This is a genomic window from Pseudoalteromonas sp. BSi20429, assembly GCF_000238895.1.
Taxonomy (GTDB): domain Bacteria; phylum Pseudomonadota; class Gammaproteobacteria; order Enterobacterales; family Alteromonadaceae; genus Pseudoalteromonas; species Pseudoalteromonas arctica.
Window position 1 is genome coordinate 98,757 of sequence record NZ_BADV01000015.1, and the last position, 13,212, is coordinate 111,968.

Below are 13,212 nucleotides of genomic sequence, written 5' to 3' on the forward strand. Positions count from 1 at the left end.
GAATCGCCTTAATTAATGCGTTGAGTATTTACTATGCTGTTTTCTGTGCCAAATGTATTGCCAATATAACCATCAGCTTGGTGGTCGTTATCCCAAATGTCTCCATTTATTAAATAACGAAAGTGAAATTGTTGATCGATAGGTAAGCGTTGTTTAAATTTAAACACACCTTGTTTTTTATTAAGCTTCATTGGCACAGGTTGCCAATCATTAAATTCGCCTAATAAGCAAACTTCTTCTGCCTCTGGATGAGAAAATTCAAAGGTTACTTCAGCTTCATCTTTTGTTTTAAAAAAACGTTTATTTAACATAGCAGGCTCCAACTAAACCAAAAAGGGTACTTAATCTTTGCCACAGGCCATACAACTAAACAAAAAGGCGATGTGGATTCCATTCAAAATCATTAAACACGTTGTAAGTTAACCAAAACTTTATTTACGCATTATTACAGTGCAACAATTCATTTTTTCTGCACTTAAAAAGTGCGGTTAGTATATAAACAATCTTTTTTAAAAAGCTCAGTAGTACAGAGCAATATTTGAACCAACTAAGCGTACATCACATATTATTTATTTAATCGAATTTAAAGTTAAATAATCCAAAAGTATTGCCTAAATTTATAAAATTCTTTTGTTCTGTACTTTCATCAGCGATAATACACAGCATCTTAATACTCTGAAATATCATAATTTTCATGTTGAAAAAAAGCATTTTAATAACTATAGCCATCATCTTTTTAATAATAGCCACACTTGTTGGTTCTTCAATCTATACCCTTTATAGTAAAAAAGAAATCTCAGTTGATCCTAAATTAAAAGAAATCTCAGGTATTGAATTTGATAAACAAAAACGTCTATGGGCTATTAACGACGGAGGCAACGAACCCAAGCTTTACCGCCTTAACAAAGATGGTTCTATTGCCAAAGAAATTTTGGTTGAAAACGCTAAAAACATTGATTGGGAAGACATGACCCAAAACAAATTTGGGCACTTTTTTTTAGGGGATTTTGGTAATAACAAAAATGATCGTAGATGGCTCACTATTTATAAAATAGAAAACCCTATAGATATAAAAACAAACACAACCCAAGCCGAAATAATTAAGTTTACCTACCCTGAAATGGATGGCAGTCCAATAAAACCCAACGACCGAAATTTTGATTTAGAAGCATTTGTAGCACTAGGTCGTCATTTATATTTATTTACTAAAAACCGCACTGAACCTTTCGATGGTATTACTAAAGTGTATAAAGTGGGCGATCATGCAGCAAATTTTGATGCTGAGCTAATTGACTCTTTTAAAACGTGTACCACGCTTGAAAAACTATGCTGGATAACCTCTGCGGCGCTCAGCCCCGATCGTAAAAAATTAGTCTTACTTGATTCAACAAGTCTTTGGTTATTTGAAAACTTTGAAGGTGATAAGTTTTTCTCTGGTGATGTATCAAAAATAGACTTAGGGATTGTTACTCAAAAAGAAGCAGTCACCTTTTTTGATGACAACACGATTGTATTTACAGATGAAGAGTTTAAAGGCATAGGCGGTAATGCTTATTTTATAAAGCTTGATAAAGCCAAAAAAGAAGTTATAAGAAAAAAACCTATTTCAGAAAAAACACTTCCATAGCATATAGTTAGCTAAGCTGAAGCATTAAAGCTTAGCTAACTTATGTGAAAGGTAATGAGTTAATTACTCTTTGCGTTTGACGAATGAAGTGCTTTTTCTACATCAACTCCTAAAATTAACACTCCAATATGACTATTATTATCATCTAAAACAGGAAAACTTAGCTGAACTTGAAAATGATGTGTTGATGCATCATATGTGACGCTATCAAAGTTAAAATCTTTTGACTGTTTAAATATTTTAGTAAACTTATTTTCATCTCCTTGCCAGTAGTCACTGGTTAGCTTACTAATAGCGATGTTTTTTCCTTGGTTATCAGTCAATATTAGCTCAGTAACAACACCTTTAAATTGTAATTGCCATTTTTTAAATACTTTAGATAACGGTAAATTAAGCATAGTTAACCCATCAGGGTGCTCAACTTGTTTACTTTCTTTTATCCATAGCCGGTCTAGTTTTTTAATTTCAGATTCACTTAAGGGAGACTCATTACTTATTTGAACTTGTTCTACTAAACTAGGTAAGTTTAGTAAGGTTTTAGCACTACTGGACAACCTATCAAGTATTTGCTTTTCTTCACTTTTTGATAGTGAAAATGGAGCCTGCGCGCAAGTATTTATATTTTCATCAAACTGCTGCATAAATTTAGGGAAGCGTTTAATAAGTGAATGCGAAGCAAATAATCCCAAAGGCACATACCTAAAAAATTCTCTTTGATACTCATCTTCATTAATGCCTAGCTTAGAGGCTGCTAATTCAAAATCGTCTAAATCAAGTAGAATTCTATCAATCCGCTTATGGTGCATAACATTTACTATTTCTTCTAATGAATTTACTTCTACCTCAGCAATAATATTCTGAGTTTTAAACCAATTAGCCTGATAACTCCCTCTTACTGCACCATAACGCATTTTATTTTTTGGTTTATTAATGCTCTCTGGATGAGTAAACCAGTACCAGCTTTCTAAAAAGATGGGGGATGATATGCGCCCATAGGCCTTCATTTCAGGCATTAAATGAGTTGTGAAATAACCATCTAAGCGGTCTAACTTTACTTCTCGACGTGCACGTAACCATGGCAAGGTTTGTAGCTGAAAAGGGGCTCCCATTTCAAATAAAATACACTCAACTTGGTTGACTGCATTATCAGGTGCAGTGGTGGGTAAGTTTGTTCCAAACTGAAGAGGCTCAGTTAAACCCAATAAGAGGGTAAAAAAATATGCAGGCATAATCCATTACTAAATATTGTACAAATTAAAATGAGTATAGTCATGCATATTAAAAAAGCATAAATTCTCCTTACAAAATTTTGTATCTTATCAATGGCTTCAATATTTAAATCTATGCTCTACTGCTATTAGCTTATAAAAAGTACACTTAAATATTTAAATTAATGCATTTATATCTAGGGTCTGTTGATCTTTGAGGATTAAAATCCGTTCAAACTAGGCGCTATTTAATCGCGGCGCGAGATTTGTAACCTAGTGCGCTCGATAACTGCTCCTGCGTTGCTCTAATGGCTTACATCCATGTAAGAATAAGTAAAAACCGAGCAAAGCTTCCGCGTCTTGCTCACGGCCCTTACCTGCATCCATGCAGGCAACAAAGAGTAAATAGCTCCTAGGAAGAACCCTTTGAGCAGCGCCTGTTTGGCATTAATGCTACGTTATCGCCCATTTATGGGGAGTAACTACACTGCATAGGCTCTGCCTTGCCTGAATACTAAACAGGCTACTGAAAATTCAACCTTGAAAGATCAACAAACCCTAGCCTTTCTATTACTTACCTAAAGTATACCGAGTGTTCACTTAACGACTAAAACAAAAAACTCACTGACTCTAGCGCTTAAATTTAGTTTCTAAAATAACAGAAGATGTTGTGCGCTCTACTCCATCAAGATTACCTATATCGTCTAGCAAATGACTCAATTGCTCTAGGTTTTGCGCTTGTACTACAGCAATTAAATCAAACTCACCACTTATGGCGTAAAGCTGCGAAATTGCATCAATTTGTTTAAGCTCGATATTTGTTTTAGTTGTTAATTTTTGCCTTACTTTTATAGACACATGAGCTGATACCATTTTACTGAGGTAGTCGTCACCATAATCAACGCTATAGCCTTTAATTACGCCCGTTTCTTCTAGTTTGAGCATACGGCTTTGTACCGTTGAACGAGATAAGTCAAGCATGCGAGCAAGATCAGAAATACTCGCTCTAGCGTTTGTTTTTAGTACAGAAAGTAGCTTTTCATCTTGTGGAGTTATCATAATGGTTATTTTCTTCGTTATTTTGTCTTTTATTTTAATCATTTTTCACAAAATAGCACTGCAATTTTAATAGCTAACCTTCGATAATGACCTCTACAAGAAATAATAACGTGTTTGCTGAAGAATAAAGGCTATATTCTTCTTTGAGTTAGCAACTAATCTTTTATCTAAGCCCATTAAATTTAGGTGTAAAAATGCAAGTAACAAGAGACTTATTTAACGACGTAATGGTACCAAACTATAATCCATCAGCAATCATTCCAGTTCGTGGTGAAGGTTCACGCGTTTGGGATCAAAATGATAACGAGTTTATCGATTTTGCTGGTGGTATTGCCGTTAACTGTTTGGGTCACTGTCATCCTGCATTAGTTAAAGCATTAAAAGAGCAAGGCGAAAAAATTTGGCATTTATCGAATGTTATGACTAATGAGCCAGCACTTCGTTTAGCTCAAAAAATGGTTGAAGCAACATTCGCTGATAAAGTTTACTTTGCAAACTCAGGCGCAGAAGCAAACGAAGCAGCCCTTAAGCTAGCGCGTCGTTATGCACTGGATGTATATGGCGCTGAAAAAACGCAAATTATTGCATTTAATAAAGGTTTTCATGGTCGCACATTCTTTACAGTAACTGTGGGCGGGCAAGCTGCATATTCTGACGGCTTTGGTCCTAAACCTGCTGACATAGTACATTGTGATTTTAACGATATAGCAGCATTTGAAGCGCTAATCAGCGATAAAACATGTGCTGTTATGATGGAACCATTACAAGGTGAAGGCGGTATTATTTCACCAACAGATGAATTTGCTAAAAAAGTACGTGAACTTTGTACTAAACATAACGCGTTACTTATTTTTGATGAAGTACAAACGGGTGTTGGTCGCACAGGCGATTTATACGCTTATGAAGGTTTAGGCGTTGTTCCTGACATTTTAACAACGGCAAAAGCATTGGGTGGTGGTTTTCCAATTGGCGCTATGATCACTCGTACACCAATTGCTGAGCATTTAAAAATTGGTACTCACGGTTCTACTTATGGCGGAAACGCACTTGCTTGTGCTGTAGCTGAAGCGGCATTTGATACAGTAAATACACCAGACGTACTAAACGGTGTTAAAGAGCGCGAGCAATTATTCCGTGACGGATTAAACGCAATTAACGAAAAATACAACGTATTTAGCGAAGTACGTGGTAAAGGCTTATTAATTGGCGCAGTACTAAATGATAAATTTGAAGGACGTGCACGCGACTTTTTAGTAGCAAGTGCTAATAATGGTTTAATGAACCTTGTAGCGGGCATGAATGTAATTCGCTTTACACCGTCTTTAGTTATCCCGTTTGAAGATATTAAAGAAGGCTTAGCGCGCTTTGAAAAAGCCGTTAGCGATGTAGTAAACGGTTAATATAGTTTAAATTAGCACGCCTACAGGCGTGCTATTGGAGCAAGCAATAAATGCAAGTATTACGTCCTATTACTGCCAATGATTTTGACGCGCTTAAACAAATAGCGATTGAATCCGGTCATGGGTTTACCTCTTTACCTGTGGACGATGCACAGCTTAAAGAAAAAATTGAACGTGCTGAAAAAAGCTTTGCCAAAAACATTAACCAGCCACTTGATGAAAGCTATTTATTTGTTTTAGAAGACAGTGAAACAGGTGACGTTATTGGCACAACCGCTATAGAAGCTGCGGTAGGTTTATCGGTGCCTTTATATCATTATCATTTAGGTAAAACAGTACACCACTCGCCTACTTTAAATGTATATAACACCGTTGATATTTTAAGCATGTGTAACGACTACACAGGCTGCTCTGAAATATGCACATTATTTTTGCGCGAAAATAGCCGCAAAGGTTTAACGGGTCGATTTTTATCGCGTTCACGCTTTTTATTTATGGCTCAGCATAGCGAGCGTTTTGCCGATACTGTTATCGCAGAAATGCGCGGTGTTAGCGACGAAGACGGCCATTCTCCTTTTTGGCAATGGCTGCAAGAGCACTTTTTTAGTATCGAATTTCCAGAAGCGGATCACTTAGTTGGCTTAGGCGATAAGGTATTTATTAGCGAGTTAATGCCTAAATACCCTATTTATGTGAACTTGCTTAGCAAAAAAGCCCAAGCAGTTATTGGGCATGTGCATGAAAAAACAAAACCTGCGCTAAAATTATTAGAAAAAGAAGGTTTTGAGCACAGAGGCTACGTTGACTTATTTGACGCAGGTCCAACGGTTGAAGCAAAGCTTGGTAATATTCGCAGCATTCGCGACTCTCAAGTTTGCCCTATTACTATTGGTGAGCTTGATCACATATCACAAAATAGCTCTGATACGCTGGCTGTATGTAATCAAGGCGTAAGTGGCTTTAGAGCAACATTTACCAAAGACGCACATTACAATCATGCAAAACATACTCTCGTCATTAGCCAAGATGTGGCTAAAGCACTTAATTTAAGTCAAGGAGATGCAGCGCGATTTTTCCGCCTGTAAATTATTTATGAATACACACCTAATTAATAACCAGTGGCATGTGGGCCTTGGTCCAGCATTTGAGTCAATCAATCCAAGTAATGGCGATGTGGTATGGCAAGGTAATGGCGCAAACGCCCAGCAAGTAGATTCAGCTATAAAAGCAGCCAGAGCAGCGCAGGTACAATGGGCAGATAAGCCGCTTGAAGAGCGTATAGCCATTCTTGAAAACTTCGCAGCTCAATTAAAAGAACACAGTGAAGAATTTGCGACCATAATTGCACGCGAAACAGGTAAGCCATTATGGGAAACCCGTACCGAAGTGGGCGCAATGACAGGCAAAGTAGCTATTTCAGTTAAAGCGTACCATGAACGTACCGGTACAACCGAAAACCCAATGCCAGGTGCAAAAGCGTTTATTAGACACAAACCGCATGGCGTTGTGGCTATTTTTGGCCCGTATAACTTTCCGGGGCATTTACCAAACGGGCATATTGTTCCTGCAATTTTAGCAGGCAACACCGTAGTATTTAAGCCATCAGAACTAACACCGCACGTTGCAGAATTCACCCTCTCACTTTGGTTAAAAGCGGGCTTACCAGCGGGTGTTATTAACCTTGTCCAAGGTGAAATTGAAACAGGCAAAGCGCTTGCTTCTCATAAAGATATAGATGGATTGTTTTTTACCGGTAGCTCAAACACAGGTCACTTACTACATAAGCAATTTGCAGGGCACCCTGGCAAAATTTTAGCACTTGAAATGGGCGGTAATAATCCTCTTATTGTAAAAGACGTGAGTGATGTAAGCGCTGCTGTGCACGATATTATTCAATCAGGCTTTATTACCTCAGGTCAGCGCTGTACGTGTGCACGCCGCTTATTTATTGAAAAATCGCTCAATGGCGATGCTATTTTAGAAAAGCTAATAAGCGCGACTAAAAACATAGTTGTAGACGACAGTTTTGCTACAGAGCAGCCTTTTATGGGTGCAATGATAAGCGAAAAAGCAGCACTGGGTATGGTCGCTGCGCAAAGTGAATTAGTGTCAAAAGGCGCGCAAATCCTTGTTGAACTTAAGCAATTAAAATCAGGCACCGGTTTTGTAAGCCCAGGCATTATTGATGTAACAAACATTACCGACATGCCAGATGAAGAGCATTTTGGACCGCTTATTAAAGTGTATCGTTACACCGACTTTGACAGCGCAATTATTGAAGCTAACAACACAAGCTTTGGCTTATCTGCAGGTTTACTTAGCGACAGTGAAGATGATTACACTCACTTCTTAAAGCGCATTCGTGCAGGGATTGTTAACTGGAACCGCCCTATTACGGGTGCCTCAAGTGCAGCTCCATTTGGCGGTATTGGCGCCAGTGGTAATCACAGAGCAAGTGCCTATTATGCAGCCGATTATTGCGCATACCCTGTAGCATCTGTTGAGTCAGACAAAGTGAGCTTACCGCAAACCCTAGCGCCAGGCTTGGTAATTGAATAAGCAATAAAACCAAAATTTTAGATTTAAGGATTTAACATGCATACTGATGTAAACACATTATTTGAGAGCCTTTGGAAAAACTACTTGAACGTAACACCATCGGCAGACAAAATTCATGACCTTTTAGGGTCAACGCAAAAAGATGACATTATTAACGATCATATTGCGCTGCGTACGTTTAATATTGAAAAAGTGGGTCTTGAAAAGCTCGCTGCTCACTTTTTAGCTATTGGTTACAAAGAATGTGGTGAGTACCACTTTGAAGCTAAAAAACTTTACGCAAAGCACTACGAGCATAGCGATCCTAATCAGCCAAAAGTGTTTATCTCTGAGCTATTAGTTGAAAAATGCTCGCCTGAGTTACAAGCCATCGTAACCGACATGGTTGACAAAATTGACGAAAGCGCAGTAACAGCTGATAACTTTTTGTATTCAGGCACGCATTGGCAAGTAAGCACCGATACTTATAAGCAGCTGCTAGCTGAAAGCGAGTATGCAGCGTGGATGTCGGCGTGGGGTTACCGCGCCAATCACTTTACAGTAAATATTAATACGCTTGCTAAGTTTGATAACATTCATGATGTTAACCAAGCCCTAAAAGACGCCGGCTTTTCGCTTAATACGTCAGGCGGTGAAGTTAAAGGCTCACCAGAGGTGTTACTAGAGCAATCGTCAACACTTGCTGATGAATACTCTGTTACCTTTAGTGACGGTGATATGAGCATCCCTAGCTGTTTTTATGAGTTTGCTATTCGTTACCCTAAAGCCGACGGTGAGCTTTATACTGGTTTTGTTGCAGCCTCAGCTGACAAAATATTTGAAAGCACCAACGCTCGATAGCAAAACCTAAAGTACTTTATTTAAAAAGCCCGTTATGGGCTTTTTTTATGTCGGTAGGTTATGTTGATTAATTATAAAAATAACGGTTTATAATCGTTTTCTAACTTTTCAAACGATAAATCGCCAATAAAGCGGCCAAAGCTCAACCAAGTTGCCAAACCGCGTAAGTCTTTAAAGTGTGGTGGCACAAATTGTGGGCTCTCAATTACACCTAAATCATGAAGCTGCGATATTAATCTAAAATCATCTATCGATATTTTACCTACCAGTAATAAAGGGAGTCTATCTATTCGACCAAGCTGTATTGCAACGCGTATTAAGTTATAAACCAATACAAAGCCTTTAATGTAGGCAATATCTTTTGTAAAAGGCAAACCTGTTGGCGTACTGCCTCTAAATACACGCTGCGCGAGTGTGTAGCTGTCATCTTTTGATAAACCTTGCGCTACGTAATCACGGTAAATGTCTACAAACTCAGCGCCATCTATTACCTTTGTAACGGCCTGAATACGGTTAACTAATTTAGATAAGCGCCTTGGGGTCGATTTTAAAGTAATAATTTCGGTTAATACCGCTAGGCCTTCTTGGGTAATAGTAGAGCTAGGCGTGCCTTTACTCAAACACGTTAAATAAGGCTGAGCTAAACCATTTTGAGTGGTACCTACGTGTATCCACCCTTCGTGAACTTCCAATATATCAAGTTCACGCTGAGAAAACTTAACATCTTGATTAAGCTTTATATTATTAGCACCTGCGGCTGCATCACTAACAATACCATCACTAAGCATTACCTCTACATTTATGCCTGCCATACTGGCATTTACTTGCTCAGACAAAATACGCACAGCATCAACAGCATCAATATTTTTAGGGTCGTCAGGCAGTATGTCGGCTATAAGTAAATTTTGCAGCGGTTTATCTAGCATATTAGCTAGCTCAGAAAGTGAGGGCTCACCAGCATGGAATAAGTCTTTAGGGTGACCAAATAACTCCACTGATAAGTCATGAAACTCTGGCGTTCCACGATACTCAAGCATACTTAATACCGTTTTATACTCGGTGCACATTTTTCCCATATATTGAGCAATCGGATTTAACTGTCCCAATTGGTTAATAATGTTACGGTGCAAAGTAGAAAATGCTTGGCGTAACTCGCTAGGTACAAAACCAAGGTCGCGCTGTTGATAATATGAACGATCGATAAGTGGATTTTTTTGGTATTTTTGCCTAAAAAACTCCTCTTTAGTTTGTTTATCCCAATTAATAGCATCGAGTATCCTAATTGGAGTTTGCAATGCAATTAATTGATCCGATAACTCACGAGTTTTTAGTAGTAACGCCTTGTCTATCATGGTGCAAGCTCAACAATAAATGAGTTTTGAGCATAATTTAAAAAAGCGAAATTACAAAGTAATATCACACTTTTTTAGCTATTGTTTTTAAGATGATCGACCCTCATATCTGTATCGTATGAGTTACTAAACGAAGGGCATAAAACATGAAAAACGAAATCGACAATAAACAGATTTTAGCCGTATATGAACGTATAATTCAAAAAGGTGAAATGACTGATGAAGGCAAGCATTATCAAGGCGTTACTGCTTATTCAGACGTAGATGGCTATACAGTATACCTACAAGGTAGCGGCGTTGAATTGCGCTTTGGTTTTCATAATACTTACCACCTTGACTACGAACATGAAAAGCATAAAGACGACTTTTTGAAAAAATTATATAACATTGCAAACGAGAGCTAATGCAACCACGAAAACGCAGACACCGCCCTACCAGTAAGCTCAATACTACTTTTATAAACCAAGTAGTAGAAGAGCTTAGAGCTGATCCAAGCAAAGTCTCAATTATTCAAGAAAATTTAGAACAATACCGTGCTCAAACTCATTTAAAGCGTGGTTTTTTACTGGCTATAGAGCGCTTTGATTGGGTTTTTGAAGCAAGCAAAGATATAGACTTTATTTGCCAGCAAATTTTAGCTGATGACTATATTGGCAATAGACTAAGACGTTACCCCCTACTTTTTAAAGGCGTTATTAATAATGCCTGACCTTTCAAAACCAAGCGCTTTAAAACGATAAAACCACAAAGTTTACTCTCTATATAAATTTATTAGAGCACTAAGCAATTGCAGGTTTAGTGCGCTTTTGTATTAAATTAATACTATTAGTACTCTAACTATTACTGCACTAATGATTATTGATCATTTTATTCATTTATTGCTGTAAACAAATCATTACTATTATTTAATTTCAAAATAAAATTCATAAGCCTTTGTTTTAAATAAAATAAAACAAAGTAAAACCTTATCTTCTTTATCGCATTAGTTGCGCTTTTATTAATGATTAATCTACATTTTGGCATCTAGGTATTTACTTCAGCCTTGAATTGTTAGAGCTATTACCTTAAGCTTATGTTTATTGAACGTTCAATTAATAAAAATTATGCCTAAAGTCGGAATGGAACCTGTCAGACGTCAGCAGCTAATTGACGCAACTATAGAGTCAGTTGCTACTAAGGGACTACAAGGCACAACAATAAACAGCATTAGTAAAAATGCAGGTTTATCGTCAGGCATTATTAGTCATTATTTTAATGGTAAGCAGGGGTTAATTGAAGCCACGGTTAGATACTTACTAACAAGCTTAAAACAAGGCTTGATAAGTAAAGTAAATAACCAAACGAATGCCATTGAACGTTTAATGATTATTATCGAAGCCAACTTTGCGCTTGTACAACAGCGTAATGATACAACCCGAACGTGGTTAAGTTTTTGGGCGCAATCGATGCATGATGAAGAATTACACAGACTACAAAACGTAAACAGTAAACGCTTGCAAAGTAATTTAGCATTTTCTTTTAAGCAATTAATGCCTATTGAGCAAGCAAAGCAAGCTGCAGAACTTAGCGCCGCAATGATCGATGGCCTATGGTTAAGAGCAGTACTGAGTAAATCAGACAATAATCAGTTTAAACACAGTGAAAAGTTAGCAAAAAGCTACGTACTTTCACTTATCAAGCAATATGGAGCCTAGCGTGACTACACCTGTCTATCAAAATTTTATTAACGGCCATTTTCTTGCAAACCAGAACGGCAAAACATTTGATGTAACAAACCCAGCAACGGGCGAGGTTATTTACGCAGTAGAAATTGCCGACGAATTTATTCAAAACGCAGCCATTGCCAGTGCAAAGCAAGGTTTTGCTCAGTGGTCAGCAATGACACCCATTGAACGTAGTCGCATTTTATTAAAAGCAGTGGCTATTTTACGCGAGCGCAACGATGAGCTGGCACTTGTAGAAGTACTCGACACCGGTAAACCAATGCAAGAAGCAAATTGTGTTGATATTGAAACCGGCGCTGATGTAATTGAATACTTTGCAGGCCTTGCGCCAGCACAAGTAGGCCAACAACAAATGGTTGGTGATGACTTTTACTACACACGTAAAGAGCCATTAGGTATTTGTGCGGGTATTGGTGCATGGAACTACCCACTACAAATTGCATGTTGGAAGTCGGGCCCTGCCCTTGCAGCTGGTAATGCATTTATATTTAAACCATCTGAAGAAACACCACTTGGCGCAATTAAACTTGCAGAAGTATTTGTTGAAGCTGGCGTACCTGCAGGTGTGTTTAATGTTGTTCAAGGCGCGGGCGATGTAGGCCAGTGGCTAACGCAGCATAGCGATATTGATAAAGTATCGTTTACGGGTGAAGTAGGCACAGGTAAAAAAGTAGTGGCGAGTGCTGCCGGTACTTTAAAAGATGTCACGATGGAACTTGGTGGTAAATCTCCACTATTAGTATTTGATGATGCCAACATTGAGCAAGCGGTTAGTGCTGCTATGTTAGGTAACTTTTATACGCAAGGCGAAATTTGTACTAACTGTACACGTATTTACGTTCATAAAAATGTATATCAGCAGTTTATTGATGAGCTTAAAGCGCGCACTGAGAAAAACATTATTGCTGGTGACCCACAAGATTTAAATACTAACTTTGGCGCACTTATTTCTAAAAAGCACCAAGAACTAGTAATGAGCTACGTTAATAAAGGTATTGAAGAAGGTGCAACGCTATTAACCGGTGGTACAACGCTTTCACCTAAATCTGCACCTAATGGCTATTTTGTAGCACCGACTGTGTTTATTGATTGTAATGACGACATGACTATTGTTAAAGAAGAAATATTTGGCCCTGTAATGAGCGTGCTTATTTTTGACGATGAAGACGATGTTATTGCACGCGCTAACGGGACTCACCTAGGCTTAGCTGCAGGCGTATTTACTAGCGATATTAAACGTGCGCACCGCGTTATTCATAAGTTACAAGCCGGTATTTGTTGGATTAATGCATACGGTAACTCACCTGCTGAAATGCCAGTTGGCGGTTATAAGCAATCGGGTATTGGCCGAGAAAATGGTATACAAACTCTTGATCAATACACGCAAACTAAGTCTATTTATGTTGGTATGGCCGACATAGAAAGCCCATTTTAAGGCGCCCT

13 protein-coding genes are annotated in these 13,212 nt (G+C 38.1%); 9 read left to right on the forward strand and 4 right to left on the reverse strand.

Features of this window, described 5'->3' with window-relative positions:
- Window positions 1-8: 8 nt before the first annotated feature.
- Window positions 9-311, reverse strand: a complete 303-nt coding sequence (locus P20429_RS16310; protein WP_007580752.1) for an isoamylase early set domain-containing protein — start codon at window positions 309-311, stop codon at window positions 9-11.
- A 383-nt stretch (window positions 312-694) separates the two neighbouring features.
- Here P20429_RS16310 and P20429_RS16305 point away from each other — a divergent pair, with 383 nt between their 5' ends.
- A complete protein-coding gene (locus P20429_RS16305; RefSeq protein WP_007580756.1) occupies window positions 695-1,627 on the forward strand; it encodes a hypothetical protein in 933 nt (310 codons plus the stop codon).
- Window positions 1,628-1,686: 59 nt separating this feature from the next.
- Here P20429_RS16305 and P20429_RS16300 read toward each other — a convergent pair whose 3' ends face one another.
- Both P20429_RS16300 and P20429_RS16295 read right to left on the reverse strand, forming a co-directional pair.
- Window positions 1,687-2,856, reverse strand: coding sequence for a cache domain-containing protein (locus P20429_RS16300; protein ID WP_007580758.1), 1,170 nt, complete (start codon window positions 2,854-2,856; stop codon window positions 1,687-1,689).
- A 609-nt stretch (window positions 2,857-3,465) separates the two neighbouring features.
- Window positions 3,466-3,894 carry an Lrp/AsnC family transcriptional regulator gene (locus P20429_RS16295; protein WP_002958609.1) on the reverse strand — a complete coding sequence of 143 codons (429 nt, stop codon included), beginning with the start codon at window positions 3,892-3,894 and terminating at the stop codon, window positions 3,466-3,468.
- A 194-nt stretch (window positions 3,895-4,088) separates the two neighbouring features.
- Here P20429_RS16295 and P20429_RS16290 point away from each other — a divergent pair, with 194 nt between their 5' ends.
- Genes P20429_RS16290 through P20429_RS16275 form a run of 4 tightly spaced genes read left to right on the forward strand, consistent with a single transcriptional unit; the run spans window position 4,089 to window position 8,693 of the window.
- Window positions 4,089-5,294 (forward strand): aspartate aminotransferase family protein, encoded by a 1,206-nt coding sequence (locus P20429_RS16290; RefSeq protein ID WP_007580760.1) that lies wholly within the window; start codon window positions 4,089-4,091, stop codon window positions 5,292-5,294.
- Window positions 5,295-5,344: 50 nt separating this feature from the next.
- Window positions 5,345-6,379, forward strand: coding sequence for an arginine N-succinyltransferase (astA, locus tag P20429_RS16285; RefSeq protein WP_007580762.1), 1,035 nt, complete (start codon window positions 5,345-5,347; stop codon window positions 6,377-6,379).
- Window positions 6,380-6,386: 7 nt separating this feature from the next.
- Window positions 6,387-7,853, forward strand: coding sequence for a succinylglutamate-semialdehyde dehydrogenase (gene astD / locus P20429_RS16280; RefSeq protein WP_007580765.1), 1,467 nt, complete (start codon window positions 6,387-6,389; stop codon window positions 7,851-7,853).
- A 36-nt stretch (window positions 7,854-7,889) separates the two neighbouring features.
- Window positions 7,890-8,693, forward strand: a complete 804-nt coding sequence (locus P20429_RS16275; RefSeq protein WP_007580767.1) for a DUF1338 domain-containing protein — start codon at window positions 7,890-7,892, stop codon at window positions 8,691-8,693.
- Between the two features lie 71 nt (window positions 8,694-8,764).
- Here P20429_RS16275 and P20429_RS16270 read toward each other — a convergent pair whose 3' ends face one another.
- Entirely contained in the window at window positions 8,765-10,045 is a 1,281-nt protein-coding gene (locus P20429_RS16270) for a flavohemoglobin expression-modulating QEGLA motif protein (protein WP_007580770.1), read from the reverse strand.
- Between the two features lie 146 nt (window positions 10,046-10,191).
- Here P20429_RS16270 and P20429_RS16265 point away from each other — a divergent pair, with 146 nt between their 5' ends.
- The 4 genes from P20429_RS16265 (at window position 10,192) to betB (ending at window position 13,204) form a co-directional block, all read left to right on the forward strand.
- Entirely contained in the window at window positions 10,192-10,449 is a 258-nt protein-coding gene (locus tag P20429_RS16265) for a DUF3081 domain-containing protein (RefSeq protein WP_002958616.1), read from the forward strand.
- Window positions 10,449-10,754, forward strand: coding sequence for a hypothetical protein (locus tag P20429_RS16260; RefSeq protein ID WP_007580773.1), 306 nt, complete (start codon window positions 10,449-10,451; stop codon window positions 10,752-10,754). Before P20429_RS16265 ends, P20429_RS16260 begins: the two co-directional genes overlap by 1 nt.
- A gap of 409 nt (window positions 10,755-11,163) precedes the next feature.
- Window positions 11,164-11,739 carry a transcriptional regulator BetI gene (betI, locus tag P20429_RS16255; protein ID WP_007580775.1) on the forward strand — a complete coding sequence of 192 codons (576 nt, stop codon included), beginning with the start codon at window positions 11,164-11,166 and terminating at the stop codon, window positions 11,737-11,739.
- Between the two features lies 1 nt (window position 11,740).
- A complete protein-coding gene (gene betB / locus P20429_RS16250; protein ID WP_007580777.1) occupies window positions 11,741-13,204 on the forward strand; it encodes a betaine-aldehyde dehydrogenase in 1,464 nt (487 codons plus the stop codon).
- Window positions 13,205-13,212 lie beyond the last annotated feature (8 nt).

Coding starts and splice junctions, on each gene's coding strand:
- P20429_RS16310 (WP_007580752.1), bottom strand. CDS start 311: ATGTTAAATAAACGTTTTTTTAAAACAAAAGATGAAGCTGAAGTAACC.
- P20429_RS16305 (WP_007580756.1), top strand. CDS start 695: ATGTTGAAAAAAAGCATTTTAATAACTATAGCCATCATCTTTTTAATA.
- P20429_RS16300 (WP_007580758.1), bottom strand. CDS start 2,856: ATGCCTGCATATTTTTTTACCCTCTTATTGGGTTTAACTGAGCCTCTT.
- P20429_RS16295 (WP_002958609.1), bottom strand. CDS start 3,894: ATGATAACTCCACAAGATGAAAAGCTACTTTCTGTACTAAAAACAAAC.
- P20429_RS16290 (WP_007580760.1), top strand. CDS start 4,089: ATGCAAGTAACAAGAGACTTATTTAACGACGTAATGGTACCAAACTAT.
- astA (WP_007580762.1), top strand. CDS start 5,345: ATGCAAGTATTACGTCCTATTACTGCCAATGATTTTGACGCGCTTAAA.
- astD (WP_007580765.1), top strand. CDS start 6,387: ATGAATACACACCTAATTAATAACCAGTGGCATGTGGGCCTTGGTCCA.
- P20429_RS16275 (WP_007580767.1), top strand. CDS start 7,890: ATGCATACTGATGTAAACACATTATTTGAGAGCCTTTGGAAAAACTAC.
- P20429_RS16270 (WP_007580770.1), bottom strand. CDS start 10,045: ATGATAGACAAGGCGTTACTACTAAAAACTCGTGAGTTATCGGATCAA.
- P20429_RS16265 (WP_002958616.1), top strand. CDS start 10,192: ATGAAAAACGAAATCGACAATAAACAGATTTTAGCCGTATATGAACGT.
- P20429_RS16260 (WP_007580773.1), top strand. CDS start 10,449: ATGCAACCACGAAAACGCAGACACCGCCCTACCAGTAAGCTCAATACT.
- betI (WP_007580775.1), top strand. CDS start 11,164: ATGGAACCTGTCAGACGTCAGCAGCTAATTGACGCAACTATAGAGTCA.